Below are 23278 nucleotides of genomic sequence, written 5' to 3'. Positions count from 1 at the left end.
ATCAATTGTCTGATATTTTTTGTACAAAAAATGTGGGCCGAAGCCCACATTTTCTTACATATCTCTTGTCGCAACAATATTAGCACCAGTACCAAGAATATTTTCAATGATTACTGTGCCTACCTTGATTGGAGAAGTCACTTCAACTTTAGCAAGTTCTTCCATGACTTTGAAATTCAGTCCCTTAGGGATATCCATGGAGGTTTTGACTGGAAGTCTCTTATGAATTCCACCATGAATTTTCACAGTAGATGTGATTACTCTTGTGGGATTTGTCAGTTCTTTCTGAGCATACGGAATCCCGCGATTGCAACCATTTCCCATGACGATGATTTCACCATCTGGTTTCTGATCCACACTCAGTCTGCATCCTTTAGGACATACAATACAAATCATTTCTCTCATCTTACATCACCTCTTCCAAAGCTATGGTAAGAAGTCCATTTGCTTTTTCAATTTCTTCTCTCTTCAGCTTGATCTTTTCCATTTCTCCAGGTGCAACCACAGGTCTTCGAAGCTTCTTGATGAGCTCACCTTCCTGATTGCGCACAGTAATGTTCACATTTTTGAACACATTGGATACTCTGAACATAATTTCCTGACCATCCAGAATGTTCTCCAGTCTGATCTTCTGAGGCACTGTATAGTTCACTCTCTGACCATTCTTAATTTCAGTAACCGCCTGTCCTTCCAGCAGCTCATTCTTGATAAATCTTGAAGCGCTGAGTCCAGCTTTTTTACCTTCTTCACTAACGAAATCCACCAGGTCATGAACGTGAACAACGTTACCACACGCAAATATACCTTTCACATTGGTCTCCATAGCTTCATTGACAATAGGTCCTGATGTTCTAGGATCTAATGCGATTCCCGCATTCTTTGTAATTTCATTTTCCGGAATGAGACCAACAGACAGAAGCAGTGTATCACATTCGATGGTCTGCTCTGTGCCAGGTATCGGATTTCTGTTTTCATCCACTTTCTGAATCACAACCGCTTCCAATCTGTGTTTACCCACAATATCTGTAATGGTATGTGCAAGAAGCAGTGGAATGTTATAGTCATCCAGACACTGCACAATGTTTCTGTTCAGTCCGTTGGAGTATGGCATTAGTTCCACACACGCTTCTACTTTAGCCCCTTCCAACGTCATACGTCTTGCCATGATCAGACCAATGTCACCGGATCCTAAGATCACGACTTTCTTTCCTACCATGTAGCCTTCCATGTTGACATATCTCTGTGCAGTACCTGCGGTAAACACACCGGAAGGTCTAGCTCCTGGAATCTGGATTGCCCCTCTTGTTCTTTCACGGCAGCCCATGGACAAGATGATTGCTCTTGTTTCAAGACTGAGATAACCTTCTTCCATGTTGATGGCTTCCACTTTTTTGATGTCACCATCATTTTCAATGGACAGTACCATGGTATCCAGTTTGGTGGATACTTTTGTTGACTGCAGCATCTCAACATATCTTTGTGCATACTCTGGTCCAGTGAGCTCTTCTTTAAAAGAATGCACACCGAATCCATTATGGATACACTGGTTGAGTATACCGCCAAGTTCCTTGTCTCTCTCCAGAATCAGAATATTTTCGATTCCATTGTTGTACGCTTCATATGCAGCGGAAAGACCCGCAGGACCTCCACCAATTACGATTAAATCATATATCATCTCATTCACCCCTACTTCTTTGTTTCGCCGATCAGAATATAGGATCCATTGGTATCCTGCATCACTTCTTCCAGAGGAACATTTTTCTCTCTAGCAATGATTTCAAGAACTCTTGGTCCGCAGAATCCACCTTGGCATCTACCCATACCAGGTCTGACTCTTCTCTTCACACCATCCAGGGAAAGTGCTCCCACAGGTCTCTTGATGGCTTCCACAATTTCACCTTCGGTGATGTTTTCACAGCGGCAGATGATTCTTCCAAATCTTGGATCCTCTTTGATCTTTGCTGCTTTTTCCTCAGGAGAAAGGCTCATGAAATGGGTCTGTCTTCTTGTTGGATTAAAGTTGTCTTTTTTCGTTAATGTCAGTCCTGCTTTTTCAAGCAGATCTCTTGCATCTTCTGCAATGGCTGGTGCAGAAGTAAGTCCTGGAGATTTGATCCCCGCAAGGTTGATGAGACCTTTCACTGACTTGGACTCTTCAATGATAAAGTCCGAACGGTCAGATTGTGCTCTTAAGCCTGCAAAGTTTCGAATACTTTCCCTATAATTAATTCCCTTGATCGATTTTGCAGCAGCATCTCTGATAAACTCCATTCTTTCTTTGGTGGTGGTGGTATCATCTCTCTCCACATTATCTTCAGCATCTGGTCCGACAATCAGGTTGCCATGAACAGAAGGTGTCACTAGAACACCCTTTCCAAGTGCGGATGGACACTGGAAAATGACATGATTGGCAAGTGGTCCCTGGCTCTTGTCCAGCACAAAATACTGGCCCTTACGAGGCTTGATCTTAAATTCTCTTTCTCCAACCATTCCTAAAATAACGTCACTGTAGATACCCGCTGCATTGACGATATACTTTGTCTGAATTGGCTCGAGTTCAGGATTTCCTGTGAAAATCGTAAACGTTCCGTTCTCTTTTTTGATATCCACCACTTCAGTGTTGAGATAAAGCTTTACACCATTTACCACAGCATTTTCTGTCAGCGCAATACAGAACTCCCAAGGTCCTACAATACCCGCACTTGGAGAATGCAGAGCCCCTACCGCTTCATCTCCGATGTTGGGCTCCATCTTCAGGAGTTCTTCCCGGTGGATGATTCTTTGATCAGGAACACCATTCTTGTTTCCTCTCTCAAAAAGCTCTTCGATGGTCTCCATCTCTTCCTGTGAGAAAGCCACCACTAAAGATCCAATCTTCTTATATGGAACATCCAGTTCCTTGGCATAGACTTCAGTGAGATGGCATCCCCGCACATTCAGTCTCGCCATAGCTGTACCATTCTCAGGATCATAGCCAGCATGTACAATCGCACTGTTTGCTTTGGTAGCCCCTTCAGAAACATCATTTTCTTTTTCAATCAAACACACATTGAGGTTATACCTGGATAACTCTCTTGCAACCGATGCGCCAACAATACCCGCACCAATAATTGCTACATCAAACATATTTTTCCCTCCTAACACAAAAAAAGAGCAACACAACAGAACCTGTCAAAACAGGCACTTTTTGCTTACTCTTACACTCTTAGCACAATATGAACTTAAGTTAATTTTAACACGTTACCGAATCGTTGTAAACCTTGACATTTACAATGTCCAGATGGTCGTGTCTGTGGAAGATATGGCGGTGGCTCCAGCAGAAAGCGCTGAAATCACATCTTCCTTGTCGGAGATGAGTCCCCCTGCAATGAGAGGAACACTGGAAATATTGGAAAGCATGGTGATAATTTTGTACATCCCCCCGGGAAGAACTTCATAAGTATCCGCATGTCCTGCTTCGATGTACTTTATGACATTCTTCAGTGAAAGGGAATCGATGAGGAAGAATCTCTGGACGGTAATTAGGCCCAGATCTTTTGCCGCACTGATGATGTTGGCCTTGGTACTGATGATTCCATCTGCCAAAGTATTGTACTTGATAAACTTCGCTGCAATCTCTTTGCTGCCAAGCCCCTCGATGAGGTCCACATGTACAATGGCGATTTTGTTCTTCGCTTTGATTTTCTTTACAATCATAGAAATATCAGTGATATTTCCAAAGAGCACAAAGACAACTTTATTCTCTGTCTCTAAAGCCATTTCCAAACCGTTAAAATCCTTCACAGCGGTAACCACAGGGAAATCTTCCAAGGCGGTATAGAATTCTTCTTTCATACCCTACCTCCTTTTTTATGGTCACATTTCATTATACATATTCTATCCCAGTTGTAAACCAATACAATGTTAAAAACTTCATGTTTTTTTACCAATACCATAAGAAATCACGCAAAAAATCTCAAAAGGTTATAAAATCTGCGGGTGAACACAGATGTTTTTTCATCATATGGTATACAGTAACACTTCTTTCCCCATCTCCAGCAGAACCATCTTTAGTTCATGCACAATCTCAACTTTCTTCTGATAATTGAATACAAACCCTTCTGACTGATGTGCGGGATTCACAGCCGTTCCCAGCCATATCACCACCTCACTGGCTTCATTCAGAATCAGTTTTGACAGTTCAGACGCTCCGTGGTCCTCAAAAAGCTCTTGCAAGATTTCTGTGCTTTTTTTCCCATCTCTGTATCCTTTCAGCAAATCAACCACTCTGCTCATGGTCAGAATCCCTTCTGTTATGAGATCCGCTCCCTCCATCACAGCAGTTGGCGGAAGGTCCTTCCTCAGGTCATCAAGCTTCACTCTCAGCTCATTTCCAGTTTTATCCGCAATGATTTTTGCTGTTGTGCCACCAGAAATGACCTTGATCCCTCTTGCTTCCATAAAAGCTTCTGCAAGAAATTTATCATCCGTGGGATTCTTTGGCGGACCCGTAAAAAGATGAAGAGTTTTCTTTTCTTTATAGGTGAGCGCTGCTACGCTGGCATCGTCTCCAGGCATGCAGTCATACAGTATATTTGTGTAGCTCATGATCTCATGACTCAGGGATGTAGTACCTGAGGTCCGCATCGTATCTTCTATAAAAGCAGACACATCCTTCCATTGCCATCCGAAATTCAGAAGTTTCCCCACTCCTGCATGGATGACGCCATCGGATACCAGTATCAGCTGATCGCCCAGCTTCATCTTCAGCGAAGACTCAAATACAATTTTTCCATGTATCTCTCTTCTGATCTTTGGCACTTCACATAAAGCACCATTGTCCAGATAGAAATAAGATGGATTATCAAATTCAAAAATATTCACTGTGCCATCCTTTGACGCTTTCACAATACTGAAGGTTGAATAGGAAAGTTTGCGTACAGAACATAGGGGCAATGTCTTCATGATGGTTTCAATGGTATCCTCCAGGGTGGCATTTTCCTTCAGCATGGTTACTGCAATCTTTGATGTGAGTGTTGCAAGTATATTGGCTTTCACACCGCTTCCAAGACCATCGGAGAGCACAAGGATTTTACCATCCTTTGTATCAGCAATCTCAATCTGGTCGCCACATAGCTCTTCTCCATGTTTGTTCACTGATAATGCGACGGTATCAATAAAATACTCCATCTCATCTGTCCTCCATCACAAGTTCTTTGAGACGGTTGAGTGCAATCTTTGTCTCCGCTGTGGTTTCTCCGAGAAGACTGGCAATCTCATGTGCTACTCTCATCTGTTTCTCAATGACTTTTCCTGTAATCTCCACAGTCTGCTCTTTCATCAGATTCAGTTCTTTTCTTCGTCTCTCTTCTTCTGTGATATCTGACATGATGATGAGCAGCTGATTGTCTTTCGGAAGATGAATCACACTTTGCATCACCACAAGATTATGCTCCCGATAGCTGATCCGTTTATTAAGTGCATGCTTTCCGGTATCCATAACCCTTCTGATTCCTTCATCCGGAAGCAGCACAGAAATGGGCATATACCGTAAATGTTCTGATTTTTCCTCGAATGTCTTTTCAGCAGAAGGATTCATCTGACAGATGCACAAATCCTCATCCAGTATAAAAATGATATTCGGAGAGTTGTAAAAGATGATATCATTCATGTGCTCTGCTCTTGTACGCATAAACGGCATACACATTTCCACATCAGACATACCTTCAAGAACTGCTGCCGCTTTCTCTCTGCAGCTGTCATAACCGCAGGCGCTGCAGTCCAGCTCATCTTTTTTCTTTGTTTTTCCCATCCTGGCTAATGTTCTAGTGATCTCATCTTCAGTGAACTTTTTTTTCTGGAACAGATTCTCTTTATAGGTATAGTGAAGATCGCAGCCCTCAAAAGTCAACACTTGAGGTTCCTCATTCCATCCTTCCTTTGCGTGTTTTTTTACAAGCTGTTTTCTTTTATACGTACTCCAGGATTTCTTTGGCACACATGGACCCGAAATACAGGATTCATGACAGGCATTGAGTTCAAGAAACGATGGGTCAAGAGCACCTTTTTCAATCTCCTCAAGCACCTCTCTCACCTGCAGGATTCCTTCCACGTGAAGAACATCATATCCATGGGATGAAAGGGTTTCGTGGAACCCTTCTCCAATAGCCCCCTTTACAGGATAGCTTCTTGCATTTGTTGAGCCATAATAATCCGGAGAAGAGTACGGAAGACTTTCCACCTGCAGATGATCCTCTTGAAATAAGGACAGCATCTCATCCATGGTCAGAACGGCATCCACATATCCTTCCTGCCCAAACATGAATGGTTCGCATTTCTTGCTGAGACAAGGGCTGATAAACACAGTGAATGAGTCAGGTTCCTTGTTCTTCAGTGCTTTTGCTGTGGCCATCATGGGTGAGACTGATGGCAGAAGATACTTCGCAACCCCTTTATAATATCGTCTGATGAGAAGATTCACCGTAGGACAGCAGCTGGAAATGGCATACTTGGGTTTCATCTCCGCAACAAATTCTCTATATTTTTCAGTTACCTCCTGGGCTCCCAGTGATACTTCAGCAATTTCCTGAAATCCAAATCTTCTTAATCCCTCCACAACCCCTCCTGGATTCTCAAAGAACCCAGTAAAGGATGGAGCAATGAGCGCCACCATTCTTTTTCCTGATTTTCGCGCATCCATCACCACATCCAAATCGCTTTGAATGTCTCTGGCATTTTGGGGACACGCAAGAAAACATTGCCCGCAGGCAATGCATCTCTCCTCATCAATAATGGCCTGGTGGTCCTGAAACCTGATGGCTTTCACAGGGCAGGCCCGAACGCACTTATAACAGTTTTTGCAATTGGCTTCTGTAAAATTAATCAGCTGCATCTCATTTCTCCCTAAGTTTTTCTGATAAAAGTTCAACTACAGTATCCTCTGAAACTTGAAGAACTGCACCATCAACTTCCATACTGACACCTTCTGTACAGTGCCCCATACAGAAGCATCCTTTCAGTTCGATATCCTGTTCAAGGCCCTGATCTTTCACAAAGGCTTCCACATTTTTAACCACTTCATAAGAACCCCGTACATGACAGGAACTGCCCACACATATCTCTATCTTCATCTTTACTCCCCCTTAGCACCAGGTTTCATTATACATAGCTCAAATTATATCATTTGGTTAATTTTTTAACAACTTTATCCAGACTGAAATCTCTTGACAAACCCTCTTATGAAAATTATTATTATATTAGATTCATTATTAATTAGCACCGCACATGCTTGTTGATTCTGATCATTACATGAAAAGAGGAGCGTCCGCTCCTCTTTTTTTGCTCTTATTCTATTGCATTTTCTCTTCAGATCGTATCCTGACTTCACGATGAGGATACGGAATCTCAATCCCCTGTTCTCCAAAGACCTCTATCACAGCCTCATTCAATCCGTAAGATACTTCAAAGTAATCTTCTCTTTTGACCCAGACTTTGAGATCAAAATCCACAGAAGACTCGTTATGTTTTGATACCCCAAGCATCACGCCACGGTCTTCCAGTATTTTTTCGTTGGATACAACGATGTTCATCAGGATTTCCTTAACCTTCTGAACATCAGTGCCATAGGCCACAGAGTAGATTTTATCCACCCGTCTGTAAGGTTCTATACTGTAATTGATGATGTGTGAGGTGGCCAGATGATTATTGGGCACCATCACTCTTTTATTGTCCGCAGTATTAAGGGCGGTATATAAAATCTGAATAGAAAGGACTGTCCCTGATACACTAGAAGACTCTATGAAATCTCCTACGCTGAAGGGTCTGGTCACAAGGAGCAGAATCCCTGCCGCAAAATTTGAGAGACTATCCTTTAACGCAAGTCCTACAGCGAGCCCAGCTGCCGAAAGCATGGCGATGAATGTCGTAGTGGGTACTCCAAGGATCCTTGCACTGGTGATCAGCACCACAAACTTCAAAAGAAAGCTTGCCATGGTCAGCAGGAACCCATGGATAGAGACATCAATCTTACTTTTCTTCAGATTCTTTTCCAGCAGACGCACCAAATACTTAGCCAAGCTCCATCCCACAAGGAGCACAATAAGAAAGGCCATAAGTTTAAGTCCATATTCTATGAGCAGTTCTTCCATTCTTTCAAACAATATTCATTCCTCCGTTTCATTCACCGAGCTCTTCATAAAGCTCATTGGTGAGCTCTTCAATCTCATCAATGATGCTGCCTATATACACAATGGTATTTTTCAGGGGTTCCTCCGTTGTGATATCCACTCCTGCCATCTTTGCAAGCTCCACAGGATCTTTGGTTCCTCCAGCTTTCAGCACCTTTTTCCAGTCCTCCACTGCAGAAGCCCCTTCTTTCAGTATTCTGCCAGATACCTCAGTGGCTATGGTGAGACCCGCACTGTATGTATAAGGATAGAGCCCTTTATAATAATGCTGCTGCCTCATCCAGGTATTCTCCGCACCTTCCAGAATTCTTACATCTTCTCCCCAGAACCCTTCCAATGTGGCTTTTTTCAGTTCATTGAGTTTTTTTGCGCTGAGGCTGCCACCTGCATCAATGATTTTATACACTTCTCTTTGATAATGTGCCTCCAGCATATGGGTAACAAAGTTGTGATAATAAGTTCGGGAGATCATGGAGGACAGAACCCATCTTCTGAACCGCTTATCCTGACTGGTTGTCAGCAGATGGTTTGCCATGATCATTTCATTCATGGTGGAAGGCGCTTCGATGAAATACAGAGAAGGCCGCGCATCAAAAATATTCTGATGGCTCTGTGACAGGTAAAAATGTCCTGCATGGCCAAGTTCATGCGCCAAAACAAAAACTTCCCGCATTCTTTCTGTCCAGCTGATGAGTATATAGGGATGCCTGCCATAGGGGCTGGAACAGAATGCGCCCGTGGATTTTCCCTTGTTCTGAACAAAATCGATCCATCTTTCTCCAAAAGCTCTTTCGATCATCTCCAGATAATCCTCTCCAAGAATTTTCAACCCTTCCATCACATACTTTTTGGACTCTTCCACTGTGATTGGCGGTTCGAAGGTTGGATCCACAGAAAGCTTGAGATCATTAAAGGTCATCTCCTCCAAACCATGGATTCTCTTTAAAAGTTTTGCATATTTTCTCATATGAGGAGCAAGTTCTCTATAAATCACATCAATCTGTCTGTCATACATTTCCCGGGTAACCTTCTGATCAAAAAGCAGGTAATCAATCACTGATTCAAATCCTTTCAGTTTTGATAACGCTTTTTCTTTCTGTACCTGGGTCTGGTAAACACCTGCAACTGTATTCTCATACTCCTTCAGCTTTTTTGTAAATGCAGAAAACGCAGCTCTTCTGATCTTCTTGTCATTGTCATAATCATAATGGTTCTCATAAAGCACAAAACTCAATGGATGGCTCTTCCCCTCTACGTCAAAGCTGCCAAAATCCATATCCTGCAGTTTGGCTTTATTGTAGATACTCATGGGGGAGTTCATCACCGGTGAGAGCACCGCAAGAGCTCTTTCCAGTTCTATGGAAAGAGCATGAGGTTTCTCCCGAAGTAGATCCTCCAAAAAATGCTGATTCTCCATGCTTGTCTTCGCTGCATCCATCAGCACGGACTCTTCATTCATAAGAATTTCTCCTTGAATGAATGACAGTCTTGCCATCACATCGGAGATAAGATTCCCTGCCTCCACACTCTTTCCCTGATTCTCATGATCTGTCATATCCACACTGACCGCCAGGAATCGGAAGCTTGAAATCAAACCTGCAAGCTCCACCACTTCCCGATATCCGTCTAGACACAGATTGATGGATATCGGTGTCGTAAGCTTCCCCCTGAAATTTCTCTCCAGTTCCACGGATTTCTCATAAAGAGTATTTTCCGCTTCTTTCACACGGTGATCATTTTCATATATTCCTCTTAAATCCCATGTTTTAGCCACATCTACTTCACTTCGTAAAACTACTTTTTTATCCATACGATCCTCCTGGTTTTGTTTTTATCAGTATACCTGAAATACCCTTTTATTTCGAAAAGAGGAATACAGAATATGAAAAAAACAAGCTAGTTTCTCACAGGAATAGAAAACCAAAATGGTCAAGTGCACTACTCCTTTTAGATCTCTTTCTGATAGATCCGATAGGTTTTATAAGGTTCACCCGTGAATCCAAAGGCATCGTTCTGCATCGGCCGATTATATTCCCACACCGTACTGCCCTCCACTTTAGTGAAGCCTCTTGCAATGCCTTTTTTCAGCCCTTCATAGTAGATGGCTGCTGTAACCCCTTTTTTCCGGTACTCGGGCGTCACAAAAAGCACAAATATCCTGAGTGCATTGATCTTTTTTCTGAAATAAAGGAACTTCAGAATCCCAAAAGGGAAATATCGTCCTTTCATCCTGGACAGCACCTGATTGTAATCGGGCAAAGCAATATCAAATCCAATAGGGTTCCTCTCTTTGTCTCTGGCGATGTATATAAAATCTGGATCCGCAAAAGGCAGCAGCTGCTTTTTGATCATCCGGATCTCTTCTTCTGTAGGAGGCATAAAATCATCCCATTCTTTAGGCATGGCTTCTTCGATGATGCTCTTGATATCCTGCATTTCTTTCTCTATATCATTGAGGTTCAACGGCTCCACCGTGTATCCATACCGCTTCATGGCGTAAGGCACCAGCTTTTCCAGCCTCTCCTTATCCTGCATGGTAAACTTTCCCTCGTAGGCGTAACAGTCGAAGTACTTGATAAACCCGGCCTTCAGAAACTGGTCATTGTAGTACTTCTTGTTGTAGGTATTCATCACATAGGTGGGATCTTTGAAATTATCTATGATAAAGCCTCTGTAGTCATCCCCTCCAGGTACAGACAAGGGACCTTTCACCTTTTCAACTCCATGGCTTTTCAGATATTCTTCTGCAAACTGGAGCAGTGCGGATGAGACTTCCTCATCTTCCATACATTCATAGAGCGCGATATACCCTTCTCTGATTCCTTTATACTGATTCAGCTCTTCGTTGATGCCAACAAGGAGCCTTCCTTGTGGCGCATCATCTTTATAGGCCACCACAGCCTCATGAGGACCTGCTTTGAAAAGGCTGTTGTTCTTTCCTCGCAGAAGGTTCTTCATCTCATGAATCAGTGGTGGTACCCATGAAGAATCTTCTCTATAAAGCTGAAAAGGCAGCATCACAAAATCACGAATCTCTCTTCTTGTTTGTATCTTCCTGACATGAACCATCTTTATCCCTCCAGTCCCGACAAGCAACCATAGCACCTTAACTGTAATAATCCTCATACAAGAGGTCTGTGTAACGGGCACAGGATAAAGACATCTCTTTATCCATCACCGGACTATGGAGAAGCCCCTGTCTGATACAAGCATTGATGTGATCTACTTCATAGACCATCTCAAAGGGTTCCGGAAACTTAATTTTCTCTGATTCTCCATTCCTAAATATAAGCTCTGCTTCCCTGGCCTTCCAGAAATCTTTAATATAGACCTTTCCCTCTGTACCATAAAGAACACATCGGCTCTCCCCCTTGGCCAAGGTGGAAATCTTGCAGGAAGCCAGCACCTCATCTTTAAATTTCATCAGAAAGGTGCACTGAAGATCCACTTCATCTCCTAGGACCGCCTGACCTTTCAGCTCCATCAGATCACTTTTTTCCAGATACATCGCATGGGAAAAGATATAGTTGCCACTTCCTAAGAGAGCACCTCCTCCCTTATCCCGATGGTAAAACCATTGAAAAGAAACATCCGGAACAAAAATATCGTATTCCATAAGATTCAGCTTCCCGATTCTTCCTTCTTCCAGCCACTCTTTGACTTTTGCGGTTACTGGGAGAAACAGCGATTTCTGCGCCTCCATGATAAACCGTCCTCTTTTCTCAGCCTCCTCAAACAGCTCTTTCGTATCCTTATGGGTAAGAGTCATGGGCTTTTCCACCACCACATGTTTTCCATGTTCAAGTGCGAGAAGCGCATGTTCTTTATGCATGAAATTGATGGTCGGCACATACACCACATCCACATCCGGATCTTTTACCAGCTCCTCATAGGATCCATACCATGTGGTGATATGAAGCTCAGCAGCTTTCTTTCTTGCACTTTCCTCTGTCCGGGAACAGATGGCATAGATCTCACCTTCTGAAGATGTCCGCACAGCTGAAACAAAACGATCCACAATTCTACCCGTGCCCATTATGCCATACCTTAATTTTTCCAAACAATCCACCTCCTGCATTTTCTGGTGTTCACTCTAAACCGTCATATATCTCTATTATACACCCAAACTCAAAATAGCCTATACTATGATACAATAGAAGAAAAACCTGGAGGTATGTTTATGAATCATGTCATTGAACTTCTGAAAAGCCACACAAGCATTAGAAACTTCAAGGAGTATCCTGTAAGTGATGATACTGTGACTGAACTCATAGAAGCTGGTCAAAGCGCAGCTTCTTCAAACTTTGTGCAAGCCTATACTGTGATTCAGGTGAAAGATCCTGAAAAACGTAGAATCATGGCTGAGATTGCCGGTAATCAGAATCATGTGGAAACATCACCGGTTTTCCTTGTGTTTGTGGCAGATCTGGAACGTGCCCGTCTGTGCTCCACGCTCCATGGGGAGAAAATGGAGGAAGGCCAGACAGAAGCATTTATCATTGCCACCGTGGATACAGCGCTCATGGCACAGAACCTGATGATCGCTGCAGAGTCCATGGGTCTTGGAGGTGTATACATCGGCGCACTTCGGAACAATCCCCGCATCGTCTCTGAATTACTAGAACTTCCTGAACACACCTATCCTCTTTTTGGCATGTGCCTAGGATATCCCGCATCCGTAAACGAAAAGAAACCCAGGCTCCCTCTCAAGCTGGTTCTGAAAACAGATACTTATCAGAATGGTGGTGAAGTTCAGCTGTTGGAAAAGTATGATCAGACCATTTCCGAGTACTACAGCAAGAGAAGCAGCCTGAACCGGTCCGATAATTATACGCAGCAGTTGGCCCGAATGTTCTCAAAACCCTTACGCCCCCATATGAAAGCCTATCTTTCAGAACAGAAGCTGAACATGAAATAAGACCCTCTTCACTTTCATCATTTTGTCACCCGACTTCCAAACGAAAAGAGTATGATGAACCTATCAAATACGAATGGAGTGAACCCCCATGAAACGCTCCCTGTTTACACCTTTTCTCATGACTCTGTTTCTGATGTTTTTTTTCGGTTGTGCCAATCTGGAATCGCCTGATGAAGTAGAAGAACCCCCCCAAACTCCAGTAGAGACTGACAACGGCGGAAAAGGTGGGATTCTAGAGGAGATCGTTGTAGAAAGCCGCGATCTTCAGATGAACGGATTTGACAAGGAGTATTACACTGAAGCAGATCTGAACGGGGACGGCATCAAAGATACAATTTCTTTAAGAACCGCCATCAACCCCTATTATGACGAAGTGATCTCCTATGAGCTCTATGTCAACGAAGAAGCACTGTCCTACGAAGGCGAAATGATCAGTCCTTTTTTTCATGTGACAGATCTTCTCGCCACAGACAATCTTCTGGAGATTGCAGTCAGTGAGGAAGGGCCCAGCAGTGATTACGCCACAGTGTTCTACCGATACATGAATGGAAAGCTCACAGTGCTGTCAAAACTGGAAGGATTTCTTGGGGAAATCCCAAATTCAGATATGAGCGGAAAGCTCATTGTTCATGGAGACGGAAGAGTCTCTACCCTCTCCCGGGGTCAGGTGATGCAGACATTCTTCTATGAGGATGAGTATCTTCTTGTTTCTCCTACAGAACTGAAACATGTGGAAAAAGATCTCTATCCTATGGAAACTAAAGTCACTCTTCTGAAAAAGCTGAAAACCGTGGTCAGCAGGTCTGATTCCACAGAAGCTTATGAGTTTCAGCCTGGTGAGAAAGCTGTTTTACTGGAAACAGACAACCGCAACTGGGTATCGATCCGAAATGAGGACGGAGAAATATCATGGTTCCGTATCAAAGACTTCGGTATGATCCTTGACCAGGAGGAGAGCGGATTCTCCACAGACTTTTTTGAGGGACTGAACATGGCAGACTAAAAAGAAGCTCTTTCCATATCCACGGAAAGAGCTTCTTTTTTATGTTTTTTATGTTCTTTATACTTATTCCACTTCCAGAAGAACACTCTTTAGAACCATCTCCATCTGCTTTCTGGACACTTCCTGAAGATCAAAACTTTGCTCTTTCAGACACCAATGAAAAATAATCCCTCGTGAGGTCATAAAGAGCATGTCCACCAATTCATCCGTGTTTTTCACATAGTACTCATTAAGCTTGGGCTGACGGCTTTTCAGTATGGTTTTCAGAACCTCCTGCATGGGCCGTTTCCCCTTCACGAAGTAATGGTTCCCTGTATTGTAGAATCTCCTGATAAACTCAAAATCGTAAGTCAAGACAAAATCAACATAATACTCCATGTATTCCAGAATCAGCTCATAAAGATTCTGTTTGTTTCTCTCCTCTTGAAGAAAATGCTCAAAATTCAGATCCGCACGTCGGAATGTTTCATAAATGATCCCTTCCTTATTTTCGAAATGGGTATAGAAAGAACCGATGGAAACCCCCGCTTCTTTACAGATTTCCGAAATGGAAGTATGTTCAAGCCCTTTTGTGATGAATTTTTTCATGGCTACTTCATAGATTTTATCTTTTGTCTCCAATGCTTTTTCCTGTCTTGTGGTTCCTCTGGTTTCTTTCACAATATCCCCTCCATATCTGAAAACATTATACCCCAAACTTTCAGACTACTCCAAGAAATTATTATTTTTTGTCAATTATTGATAATATTTTAACCTTGTGATAATGTTTAAATGAACGAATTCACCGAACGTGTTCGTCCAAATATTATCAATACGAAAGGGGAACATTATGAAAAAGATCGGAAAGAAAGTTACGGCGGTTCTGCTGCTGATGCTCTCAATTTCTTTTGCAGCTTGCGGCACAAAGGAGCCTGCAGCTCCTGAAACGCCAGAAACACCATCTTCCAGCGAGGAGGGCCTGTTCACACCTGGCACATATGAAGGAACGGCCAAAGGGTATCATGGGGATATTACCCTTACTGTAACCGTAGATGAGAACAACATTCTTGAAATCAAATCAGAACACACAGAAACAGAGGGTCTTGGAGATAAAGCTGTAAACACACTCACAGAAGCAGCTCTTGAAAAAGCTTCCTTGTCCATGGACCTGGTCAGCGGAGCAACCTATTCTTCTCAAGGATTTCTGGCTGCGCTTGAAGCTGCTCTAGTGAAGGCTGGTGCAGATGTTGAGAAACTAAAAGTCAAAGAGTCCGTAGAGGTAGAGAAAAAAGATCAGAAGTTTGATACAGAAGTAGCAATCATCGGTGGTGGAGGTGCAGGTTTAGCAGCTGCAGTTTCAGCTCATCAGAATGGTGCGAAGGTTCTGCTTGTAGAAAAAATGCCAAACGTCGGTGGAAACACCATCATCTCTGGCTCAGCTTTCAACGCAGTAGACCCAAAGAGACAGTCTGCACAGGGCATCGAGGATTCTGTGGAAAAACACTTCCAGCAGACCTATGAAGGCGGAGATAAAAAGGGCGATCCAGAGCTGGTTCGAGTTCTTGTTGAAAATGCTTATCCAACCATAGAGTGGCTGGAATCCCTTGGCATGAAGTTCACAGACAAAGTATTCACCGTCCTTGGCGCTCTATGGCCAAGATCACACAAGCCCGTGGAGCCACTGGGTACAGGTTATGTCAATACCTTCATGAACTACATCAATGAACATAAAGATGACATTACAGTGCTTACTGAAGTGGAAGCAAAAGAGCTTCTTGTAGATACTGAAGGAGCTGTTACCGGATTCCTTGCTGAAGGAAAGAACGGAAAGATCACTGTAAATGCCAAGAACGGTGTTATCATCGCCACTGGCGGATTTGGTTCAAACGTTGAAATGAGAGACCAGTATAACACCATCTGGCCAAAACTCACCAACATCAAGACCACCAACCACAGAGGCGCTACTGGTGATGGAATCATCATGGCGGAGAAAGTCAATGCATCCATTGTCCAAATGGAAAACATTCAGCTACTTCCCATGGGAGACCCTGTAACAGGAAGTCTTTCTGGAAATATCGAGCAGGGTGTAGAAAACAGAATCTTCGTCAATGCGGAAGGAAACCGCTTCGTAGACGAAGGAGCTAGAAGAGATGTAATGACCAAGGCACTGATGGAGCAGACCGACTCCATGATGTGGGTCATCGTGGATCAGCATTCTTATCCCACTGGCGATACGGTAAACAACTTCAATGAAACCATAGATTCCCTCGTAAAAGAAGGAAGAGCGTATAAAGCGGATACCCTGGAAGATCTTGCAAAACAGATCGGGGTTGAACCTGCGAATCTTGTGAAAGCAGTAGAAGCTTTCAATGCATCTGTTGATGGTGCAAAAGATGAGTTCGGTAGAACACTGTTCATGGATAAACTTGATACCGCTCCATTCTATGCCGGTAAGCGCGTTCCTACCGTACATCACACCATGGGTGGAATTAAGATCACCCCTGAAACAAGAGTAGTGGACCAGAACGGAGAAATCATCAAAGGACTCTTCGCCGCTGGTGAAGTCACCGGTGGAATCCATGGCGCCAACCGTTTAGGTGGAAATGCTCTGGCTGATGTCCACACCTTTGGACGTATCGCTGGCGCTACTGCTGCCAAAGAAGGAAACTAACAAATAGATCGCTTTTTGAAGAGATGGATGAATATTCATCTCTTCTTTTCATTTCCGTCGCAATAAAAAAGAGCTTCCTAGGAAACTCTTCAACTCTTTATTTGCTCATTTTTCTAGATTTGTCCACACAAACATCCACCGCTGAAATCACTGCATGCCGCAGCCCTTTTTCTTCCAGAACCGCCACTGCTTCAATGGTGGTGCCACCGGGTGATGTCACCATATCCTTGAGGATTCCCGGATGAATCCCTGACTCCAGCACCATTTTCGCAGCACCAAGTACGGCCTGAGCAGAAATATCATAGGCTTCTTTTCTAGGCAGTCCATTTTTCACCGCAGCATCTGCCATGGCTTCAATGAACATATATACATAGGCAGGAGAAGAACCTGCAATGCCAGTGATGACGTCCATATGTTTCTCGTCAATGACAGTCACCTTCCCCATCACCGATAAAAGCTCTGTTACTTCTCTTCTTTCTTTAGAGGTCAAGGTGTCTGAAAAACTGACGGCTATGACACCTTCAGATACCGCCACAGGCGTGTTGGGCATTATCTTTACAATCTTCCGCTCCTGCCCCAGATACTCCTTCATCTTGTCGATGGTGACGCCAGCCGCCAGTCCAATGATCAGTGCATCATCCTTTAGAGCGCTTTTTGATTCCTTCATCACAGTTTCATATGCATAAGGTTTCACTGCAAAGAAAAGAATGTCTGATTCCTTTGCTACTTCCTGATTTTTCTCTGTGACCCGCACACCAAAGGTTTCTTTGATGTTCTCTCTGGTCGTTTCCCTTTGTGTGGACACAATGATTTCTTGGGGCAATGCAAACTCACTTTCGATGAATCCTCTCACCATGGCTTTTCCCATATTTCCGCAGCCGATAAATCCGATGGTTTTTTTCATATACATGCCTCCCGAACTTTAGATGATTACATTCTGTTTCGCTCTTTCACTTCACGGTCCACATCTCGTTTGTGTGCCTTTTCAAGAAGTGCATCACGCTTGTCGTAATTCTTCTTTCCTTTCGCCACAGCAACAGCCAGCTTCACACGGCCATTCTTAAGATAAAGGGACAACGGAATCAGAGTATACCCATCTCTTTGGCTTAACTGCTGAAGCTTCAGTATCTCTTCTTTATGCAGAAGGAGTTTTCGGTCTCTCAGTGGATCCCGATTGAAGATGTTTCCCATTTCATAAGGCGAAATATGCATCCCTACAATAAACATCTCGCCATTTTTTATTTCAGCATAGCTCTCTTTCAGATTTACTTTACCCATTCTGATGGATTTCACTTCTGTACCGATGAGCTCAATACCAGCCTCATAGACTTCTTCAATAAAATAATCATGTCTGGCTTTTCTGTTCTCAGCAAGGGTCCTGTTTTTTCGTTCTTTTTTATCCATGTCTTCATCACCTCGTATTCAACCCCTATTTTATCACAGGTTCCATTCACTTGCCTATCTTTGTTGTCCTCAGGCCTACTGTTCAGGAAATTTTAAGCTAATTTTGGGGTACATTCTTTATGATTCAATGGTATTATTATGTTTTAGAGGAAGAGTCCTTATTATTTCATAAAAGGAGTATTTATGCGCATTTATAAAATCATAACCGATTCCACTTGTGATCTTCCATCCACCGTGATAAAAGAGCTTGACGTTCATGTTATCCCAATGGAATATATTCTGGATGGAGTCAGTCATTTTCAGGATCTTGAGGATGAAGGTGAGAAAACTGCATCTTTTTATGGGAGTCTACGGGAAGGAAAAGTATCCAGCACTTCCATGATCAATACAGCAAGGTTCATGGGTGTTTTTGAACCCTATCTGAAGGCAGGCCAGGATATCCTTCATGTGTCTTTTTCTTCCGCTCTCAGCGGTAGTTATAATGCCAGCAGAATGGCGGCTGAAGAACTGAAGGAACTCTATCCTGAACGGCAAATTCTGGTTTTGGATTCAATTGCCGCTTCCATAGGACAAGGGCTCCTTGTCTACCATGCGGTGCTGAAAAAAAGACAAGGGTTGAGTCTTGAGGAGCTTTATGAATGGCTGGAGAAGAATAAGAAGAAAATCTGTCATTGGTTCACAGTAGAGGATCTGATGCATTTGAAAAGAGGTGGCCGAATCAGCGCACTCTCTGCCAACATCGGTACTGCACTGAACATAAAACCCATCCTCAGTGTGAATATGGAAGGAAAACTAGTGAACCTTGGAAAAGTCATGGGCAGAAAGAAATCTCTTTCTGAACTGATCGTAAAAATGAAATCCTGTGCTGGGACTGCTGATAACCAGGTGGTCATCATCGGACATGGTGATTCATTAAAAGACGCAGAATTCCTTTCAACGAAGCTGAAAAATGAACTTCATGTGAAAGAAGTCATTATGACACAGATCGGACCTATCATCGGCAGCCATACCGGCCCAGGCATGATTGGTCTGACCTTCGTGGGAGAAAGAGAATCTCAACAGCCCTCATAGAATGATGAAGAAAGGACAGAATGCAAGAAACCGCATTCTGTCCTATTTTATTGGATCTATTCTGAACCTACTGGCTGATTTTCTCCTGAATATAGGTCTCAATCTCTTCCAAGGATGTTGCATTCATGATCTTCGGAAAAGTATCCCTTGCAAACAGAAGTCCTTCAGCAGTTTCCATAAATGCAAACCGCTCCGTGTCGAGAATTGCATACTCAGCCACGTCTTTCATCTTCAGCACCTTACCATTCTCTTCCCACACTTCCTCATTCTGATATTTCAAAGGCAGGAATATCCCTCTTTCACCAGGTTTCATCGCTCTGGTGATATTAAAATCAGCTCCCATCACTTGTCCCGTATCCACGGGTCCAGGCAGCATCACGCGGACAGTTTCCCCTGGTGTCAGCTCTCCATCATACACCTTCTCCACTTTCAATATGGCCATGGCGCGGTAATGCACTATACCGTCAAAATTCATGCTGATATTTTTCACGTCCTCCACAGTTCCCATAAAAGCATCTGTATCAAATAGTGTAAACACATCTTTTTCTGTGAAAAGCATGGTTATGGCTCCTGCGCCATTATTTTCAAGTTTCACTTCAGAAACTTCCTTTACTTCTACTCCGTTACTGGAGTACAGCACGTCGCCCTTATCCTTTCCTATGAAATAACTGGCACTGAAAACCAGCATAAGAAGCGCTGCTGCCGCACCTGTCATCCAAATAGATCTTCTGTTATTCATTTTTATTCCTCCCTTTTTCTCATGGGCAAGCCTCTCCTGATGTAAAATATTCTGATACATCCTATTTTTTTCCAGTTCAGTAGGTTTGATATTTTCCAGAGCTTTTTTAAATCTATCTTCCATCAATAAAGTCACCTCCTAGTTTGTTCTTCAGCGCTTCTCTGCCACGCTCAAGATGCGTCCGAACCGTTGAATGTGATATGCCAAGTATTTCTGAAATCTCTTTACTTTTGTATCCTTCAAAATAATGTAAGTACAAAGCAATTCTGTATTTTTCAGGAATCTCCCATAACGCATCCACCACTTCCCTCGTCTCTTCCTCTTCCATGAATACAGGCATGTTCCCGTCTTCCACTGGTGCTCTTTTAGACCACCAGTGTTTCAGATGATTTTTGCAAAGATTCCCAGCTGTAACGATAAGCCATGCTTTCACATGTTCTTTGGACTGAAAGGAGTGAGATTGTTCCATGAATTTTATGAATGTATTCTGCACCATATCTTCTGTATCCGCGGTATTTTTCAGATAGGTGAAGCAGATACGGTACACCATATCCACATAGGTTTCATAGATTTCCTCAAAATTTTCTCTGCTTCGAAGCGTAGTCTGCAGCAATCTCTTCCCCTCCTTTCACTTGTAATACAATCCTATAGGCAGAAATGTCTCAAAAAGTGACAAATACTTTTCTTAAGGAAAAAAATCTAAATACTGTTTCTGATTTTTTATTGAAGCTGACCCCAGATCCTGATGGCGCAAAAAAAGAGCCCTTGTAAAAGGACTCCAGAACAATCTATACATAATATAAGTTTTCAGAAGGGTAAACAGGTTCACAAGTCACATCTATGCCGAGCTTCTTAAGGATCTGCTCATCATCCTTATTGAGCATCACCGTGGAATGGGCTTGTACCCCCTCCAGTTCTCCAAGCTTCTCCACAGCAAGCTGTGCAGTAGGATTGGTCACTGCCCCGATTGTCAGCGCAATGAGCACTTCATTTGCATTCAGTGTGGTAATTTTACTGTGAAGCATATCCTTTTTAAGGCTTCTTATGGTTTCGATGATAACAGGAGACAGAAGATAGATCTCGTCCCCGATGTGTCCCAGATACTTGATTGCATTGAGAATCGCTGCAGAGCAGGAATCCATGAGGTTTGAGCTTCTTCCGGTTATCACTGTGCCGTCATGAAGTTCAAATGCCATCACAGCAGGAACTTCTTTATTCTCACATCTAGATTTAAGCTTCTCAGCATAGTCTCTGGCTGGTCTTACCGGGACCCGGTCCTCTTTCTTTAATGCCAGCTCTTCCATGATCAGTTTCATACGGTTTAAGATCTCTTCATCCACAAGGCCTTTCTTATAGTCACATTCAGTAATGAAGTTTCTTCGTATGATTTCTTGTCTGGAAGCTTCTTTAATCACTTCATCGTCAATGATGCCAAACCCCACCCGGTTGACCCCCATATCCGTAGGGCTCTGATACACAGATTCTTTTCCTGTGATTTTTTCGATGCTTCTTTTGACCACCGGAAACATTTCCAGATCCCGGTTGTAATTCACAGCCACCTGCTGGTATCTCTCAAAGTGGAAATAATCCATCATATTGACATCTTTCAAATCCACCGTGGCAGCTTCATAGGCAATGTTCAGAGGATGCTTCAGTGGCACGTTCCAAACCGGAAAAGTCTCAAACTTCGAGTATCCCGCATGGTTGCCAAGCTTATACTCATGATACAGCTGATTGAGGCATGTGGCGAGCTTACCGCTGTTAGGGCCAGGTGCCGTGACCACAACGATGGGTTTAGTGGTAGGAATGTACGGATTTTTTCCATAGCCTTCCTCACTGACAATCATATCCACATCAGAAGGATATCCTGGAATGGCACGATGGGTGTAGACTTTGATGTTTCTTCTCTCCAGTTTCGCTATGAAGACCTTGGTTGAAGGCTGGTCATTGTACCTTGTGATGACCACGCTATTCACCGTAAGCCCGTATCCCCGGAGCTCATCAATCTGTCTGAACACATCCATATCATACGTAATGCCATAATCACCACGGATCTTGTTTCTTTCAATATCTCCCGCATAAACGGTGATAATAATTTCTGCTGAATCTTTCAGTTTCTGAAGAAGCTTGATTTTGGCATCTTCATCAAACCCTGGAAGCACTCTTTTGGCATGCTTGTCTCCAATGAGTTTCCCTCCAAACTCCAAATACAGTTTGTCGTAGTCATTCACACGCTCCAAGATAAATTTGGACTGTTCCTCAATATATTTTTGTGGATCAAAACCCTGTTTCCTCATGCCATCCTCCAGCTCTTTATTGGTCTTCTCTTTGTTTCATATTTCTCAACATAAACTATAACACGTCATGGAAAAAATGTTAAGTTTCATATTTTACGGCAAAAGCATCGGCTACGCTCATGAAAAGGTTTTTAGCATATTATTCATAGTTATTGGGCATATTTTCCATTTCTTTGTGATACCTTCAAAGTGAAAGAGATCGGAGGGAGTGCTGCCGTCATGAAAAAACACCTCATAAAAGCCATTGCCGCTTTATTGGCGGTACTTCTTTGCTGCCTGGCAGTTCCAGGACTTCGGATGATTTTTATACTGCCGTTTTTTGATCTGTACTCCGAAAAAAACAGCGTTGAAAATAAACTTGGATTTGAACTGACAATGCCTCTTCATGGCACTTCCATGCTGCCAGTGCTCCTGACATACAACGACTCTGAGAGAGCTTCTAAGGCTCTTCACATGCCTGTTTCTTTCACGGTGGACTATACCTTCAGGAGGCCTTCCTTTTTTCTGGGCAGAAGCTATGTCATGGACCCTGATGAGTCTCTCTACAGCTCCTTTACAGGCGCCTACTGGGTTTCAGGAGCTGGACATCCATTAGCCCTAGAGGAGCTTGCTCTTCTTGTGGAGTTTGATGTAAAAAAACTCATGCTTCCATCCTTTGGACTATCCTCAAGTGAGGCGGTGTTTGAGAAGAAACATGTCCTGAAATCCGGTTTCCCTGTGATGATCAGATCCGATGCATTCACGAAATATACCGGTTCATTTATCATGTCAACTCCACTTCATCCAAGAGACTTTCAGCTTTCCTATCTTCTTTATGGCATTCCTCCAAAAAGCTTCGAATTCTATCCAGTTCAGCCCATGTATGGTGTCCTCCTCCATCATTATTATCCAGACGAGGATCTGAACCTCATCCTTTATGCTTTGGCTTCAAGTGAAGATACCGTACAGAGTCTTGAAGAAACCTTGCTTAGGAGAGTACAGATTGAAAGAAACGCTCATTGACCTTTATTTGACACTCCCACAGCTAAAGC

22 protein-coding genes are annotated in these 23278 nt (G+C 43.1%); 5 read left to right on the top strand and 17 right to left on the bottom strand.

The features are described 5' to 3' along the window. Positions 1-54: 54 nt before the first annotated feature. The 11 genes from DEF30_RS10215 to DEF30_RS10165 all read right to left on the bottom strand — a co-directional run bounded on the left by DEF30_RS10215 (position 55) and on the right by DEF30_RS10165 (position 12225). Positions 55-405: a DUF1667 domain-containing protein gene (locus DEF30_RS10215; protein WP_074910601.1), complete on the bottom strand. Its 351-nt coding sequence runs from the start codon at positions 403-405 to the stop codon at positions 55-57. 1 nt (position 406) lies between these two features. Further along, a complete protein-coding gene (locus DEF30_RS10210; RefSeq protein ID WP_074910603.1) occupies positions 407-1675 on the bottom strand; it encodes an NAD(P)/FAD-dependent oxidoreductase in 1269 nt (422 codons plus the stop codon). A gap of 11 nt (positions 1676-1686) precedes the next feature. Further along, on the bottom strand, positions 1687-3126 hold the full coding sequence (locus DEF30_RS10205) for an NAD(P)/FAD-dependent oxidoreductase (RefSeq protein ID WP_294098958.1): 1440 nt from the start codon (positions 3124-3126) through the stop codon (positions 1687-1689). Positions 3127-3267: 141 nt separating this feature from the next. Then, complete coding sequence (locus DEF30_RS10200; RefSeq protein ID WP_294098956.1) at positions 3268-3834, bottom strand: glycerol-3-phosphate responsive antiterminator; 567 nt, start codon at positions 3832-3834, stop codon at positions 3268-3270. 165 nt (positions 3835-3999) lie between these two features. Next, on the bottom strand, positions 4000-5169 hold the full coding sequence (locus DEF30_RS10195; protein ID WP_294098953.1) for a SpoIIE family protein phosphatase: 1170 nt from the start codon (positions 5167-5169) through the stop codon (positions 4000-4002). 1 nt (position 5170) lies between these two features. Continuing rightward, the gene (locus DEF30_RS10190; protein ID WP_294098951.1) at positions 5171-6871 is read right to left on the bottom strand and encodes a [Fe-Fe] hydrogenase large subunit C-terminal domain-containing protein; all 1701 of its coding nucleotides are present in this window, start codon (positions 6869-6871) and stop codon (positions 5171-5173) included. A gap of 1 nt (position 6872) precedes the next feature. Continuing rightward, positions 6873-7109, bottom strand: coding sequence for an NAD(P)H-dependent oxidoreductase subunit E (locus tag DEF30_RS10185; protein ID WP_294098949.1), 237 nt, complete (start codon positions 7107-7109; stop codon positions 6873-6875). Between the two features lie 219 nt (positions 7110-7328). Further along, on the bottom strand, positions 7329-8126 hold the full coding sequence (locus DEF30_RS10180) for a mechanosensitive ion channel domain-containing protein (protein ID WP_294098947.1): 798 nt from the start codon (positions 8124-8126) through the stop codon (positions 7329-7331). Positions 8127-8154: 28 nt separating this feature from the next. Beyond that, complete coding sequence (pepF, locus tag DEF30_RS10175; protein ID WP_294098946.1) at positions 8155-9975, bottom strand: oligoendopeptidase F; 1821 nt, start codon at positions 9973-9975, stop codon at positions 8155-8157. Between the two features lie 137 nt (positions 9976-10112). Next, positions 10113-11234 (bottom strand): hypothetical protein, encoded by a 1122-nt coding sequence (locus DEF30_RS10170; protein WP_294098944.1) that lies wholly within the window; start codon positions 11232-11234, stop codon positions 10113-10115. A gap of 37 nt (positions 11235-11271) precedes the next feature. After that, positions 11272-12225: a Gfo/Idh/MocA family oxidoreductase gene (locus tag DEF30_RS10165; RefSeq protein WP_294098942.1), complete on the bottom strand. Its 954-nt coding sequence runs from the start codon at positions 12223-12225 to the stop codon at positions 11272-11274. Positions 12226-12345: 120 nt separating this feature from the next. Here DEF30_RS10165 and nfsA point away from each other — a divergent pair, with 120 nt between their 5' ends. Beyond that, positions 12346-13083 (top strand): oxygen-insensitive NADPH nitroreductase, encoded by a 738-nt coding sequence (gene nfsA, locus DEF30_RS10160; protein WP_294098938.1) that lies wholly within the window; start codon positions 12346-12348, stop codon positions 13081-13083. A gap of 88 nt (positions 13084-13171) precedes the next feature. Beyond that, positions 13172-14086, top strand: a complete 915-nt coding sequence (locus DEF30_RS10155) for a hypothetical protein (RefSeq protein WP_294098934.1) — start codon at positions 13172-13174, stop codon at positions 14084-14086. A gap of 63 nt (positions 14087-14149) precedes the next feature. On the opposite strand, the gene DEF30_RS10150 is transcribed toward DEF30_RS10155, so the two are convergent. Next, the gene (locus DEF30_RS10150) at positions 14150-14746 is read right to left on the bottom strand and encodes a TetR/AcrR family transcriptional regulator (protein WP_294098932.1); all 597 of its coding nucleotides are present in this window, start codon (positions 14744-14746) and stop codon (positions 14150-14152) included. A gap of 169 nt (positions 14747-14915) precedes the next feature. On the opposite strand from DEF30_RS10150, the gene DEF30_RS10145 reads away from it, so the two are divergent. Continuing rightward, positions 14916-16736: a flavocytochrome c gene (locus DEF30_RS10145; RefSeq protein WP_294098930.1), complete on the top strand. Its 1821-nt coding sequence runs from the start codon at positions 14916-14918 to the stop codon at positions 16734-16736. A gap of 97 nt (positions 16737-16833) precedes the next feature. Here DEF30_RS10145 and proC read toward each other — a convergent pair whose 3' ends face one another. Next, positions 16834-17640: a pyrroline-5-carboxylate reductase gene (gene proC, locus DEF30_RS10140; protein WP_294098929.1), complete on the bottom strand. Its 807-nt coding sequence runs from the start codon at positions 17638-17640 to the stop codon at positions 16834-16836. A 26-nt stretch (positions 17641-17666) separates the two neighbouring features. After that, positions 17667-18140 carry an SsrA-binding protein SmpB gene (gene smpB, locus DEF30_RS10135; RefSeq protein WP_294098928.1) on the bottom strand — a complete coding sequence of 158 codons (474 nt, stop codon included), beginning with the start codon at positions 18138-18140 and terminating at the stop codon, positions 17667-17669. 183 nt (positions 18141-18323) lie between these two features. Between smpB and DEF30_RS10130 the strand changes: the two genes are divergently transcribed. After that, entirely contained in the window at positions 18324-19211 is an 888-nt protein-coding gene (locus DEF30_RS10130; RefSeq protein WP_294098926.1) for a DegV family protein, read from the top strand. A gap of 67 nt (positions 19212-19278) precedes the next feature. Here DEF30_RS10130 and DEF30_RS10125 read toward each other — a convergent pair whose 3' ends face one another. From DEF30_RS10125 to DEF30_RS10115, 3 genes are all read right to left on the bottom strand, one after another. Continuing rightward, the gene (locus tag DEF30_RS10125) at positions 19279-20073 is read right to left on the bottom strand and encodes a hypothetical protein (RefSeq protein WP_294098924.1); all 795 of its coding nucleotides are present in this window, start codon (positions 20071-20073) and stop codon (positions 19279-19281) included. Next, positions 20063-20563, bottom strand: a complete 501-nt coding sequence (locus tag DEF30_RS10120; RefSeq protein ID WP_294098921.1) for an RNA polymerase sigma factor — start codon at positions 20561-20563, stop codon at positions 20063-20065. The genes DEF30_RS10125 and DEF30_RS10120 overlap by 11 nt, the downstream gene beginning before the upstream one ends. A gap of 175 nt (positions 20564-20738) precedes the next feature. Then, a complete protein-coding gene (locus DEF30_RS10115; RefSeq protein WP_294098919.1) occupies positions 20739-22247 on the bottom strand; it encodes a DUF1846 domain-containing protein in 1509 nt (502 codons plus the stop codon). Between the two features lie 219 nt (positions 22248-22466). On the opposite strand from DEF30_RS10115, the gene DEF30_RS10110 reads away from it, so the two are divergent. Next, positions 22467-23249 carry a hypothetical protein gene (locus tag DEF30_RS10110; protein ID WP_294098917.1) on the top strand — a complete coding sequence of 261 codons (783 nt, stop codon included), beginning with the start codon at positions 22467-22469 and terminating at the stop codon, positions 23247-23249. Positions 23250-23278 lie beyond the last annotated feature (29 nt).

It is taken from the genome of Proteiniclasticum sp., from assembly GCF_003514505.1.
GTDB lineage: Bacteria > Bacillota > Clostridia > Clostridiales > Clostridiaceae > Proteiniclasticum.
The sequence above is the reverse complement of the archived record's forward strand: the minus strand, read 5'-3'. Positions and strand labels throughout refer to the sequence as shown.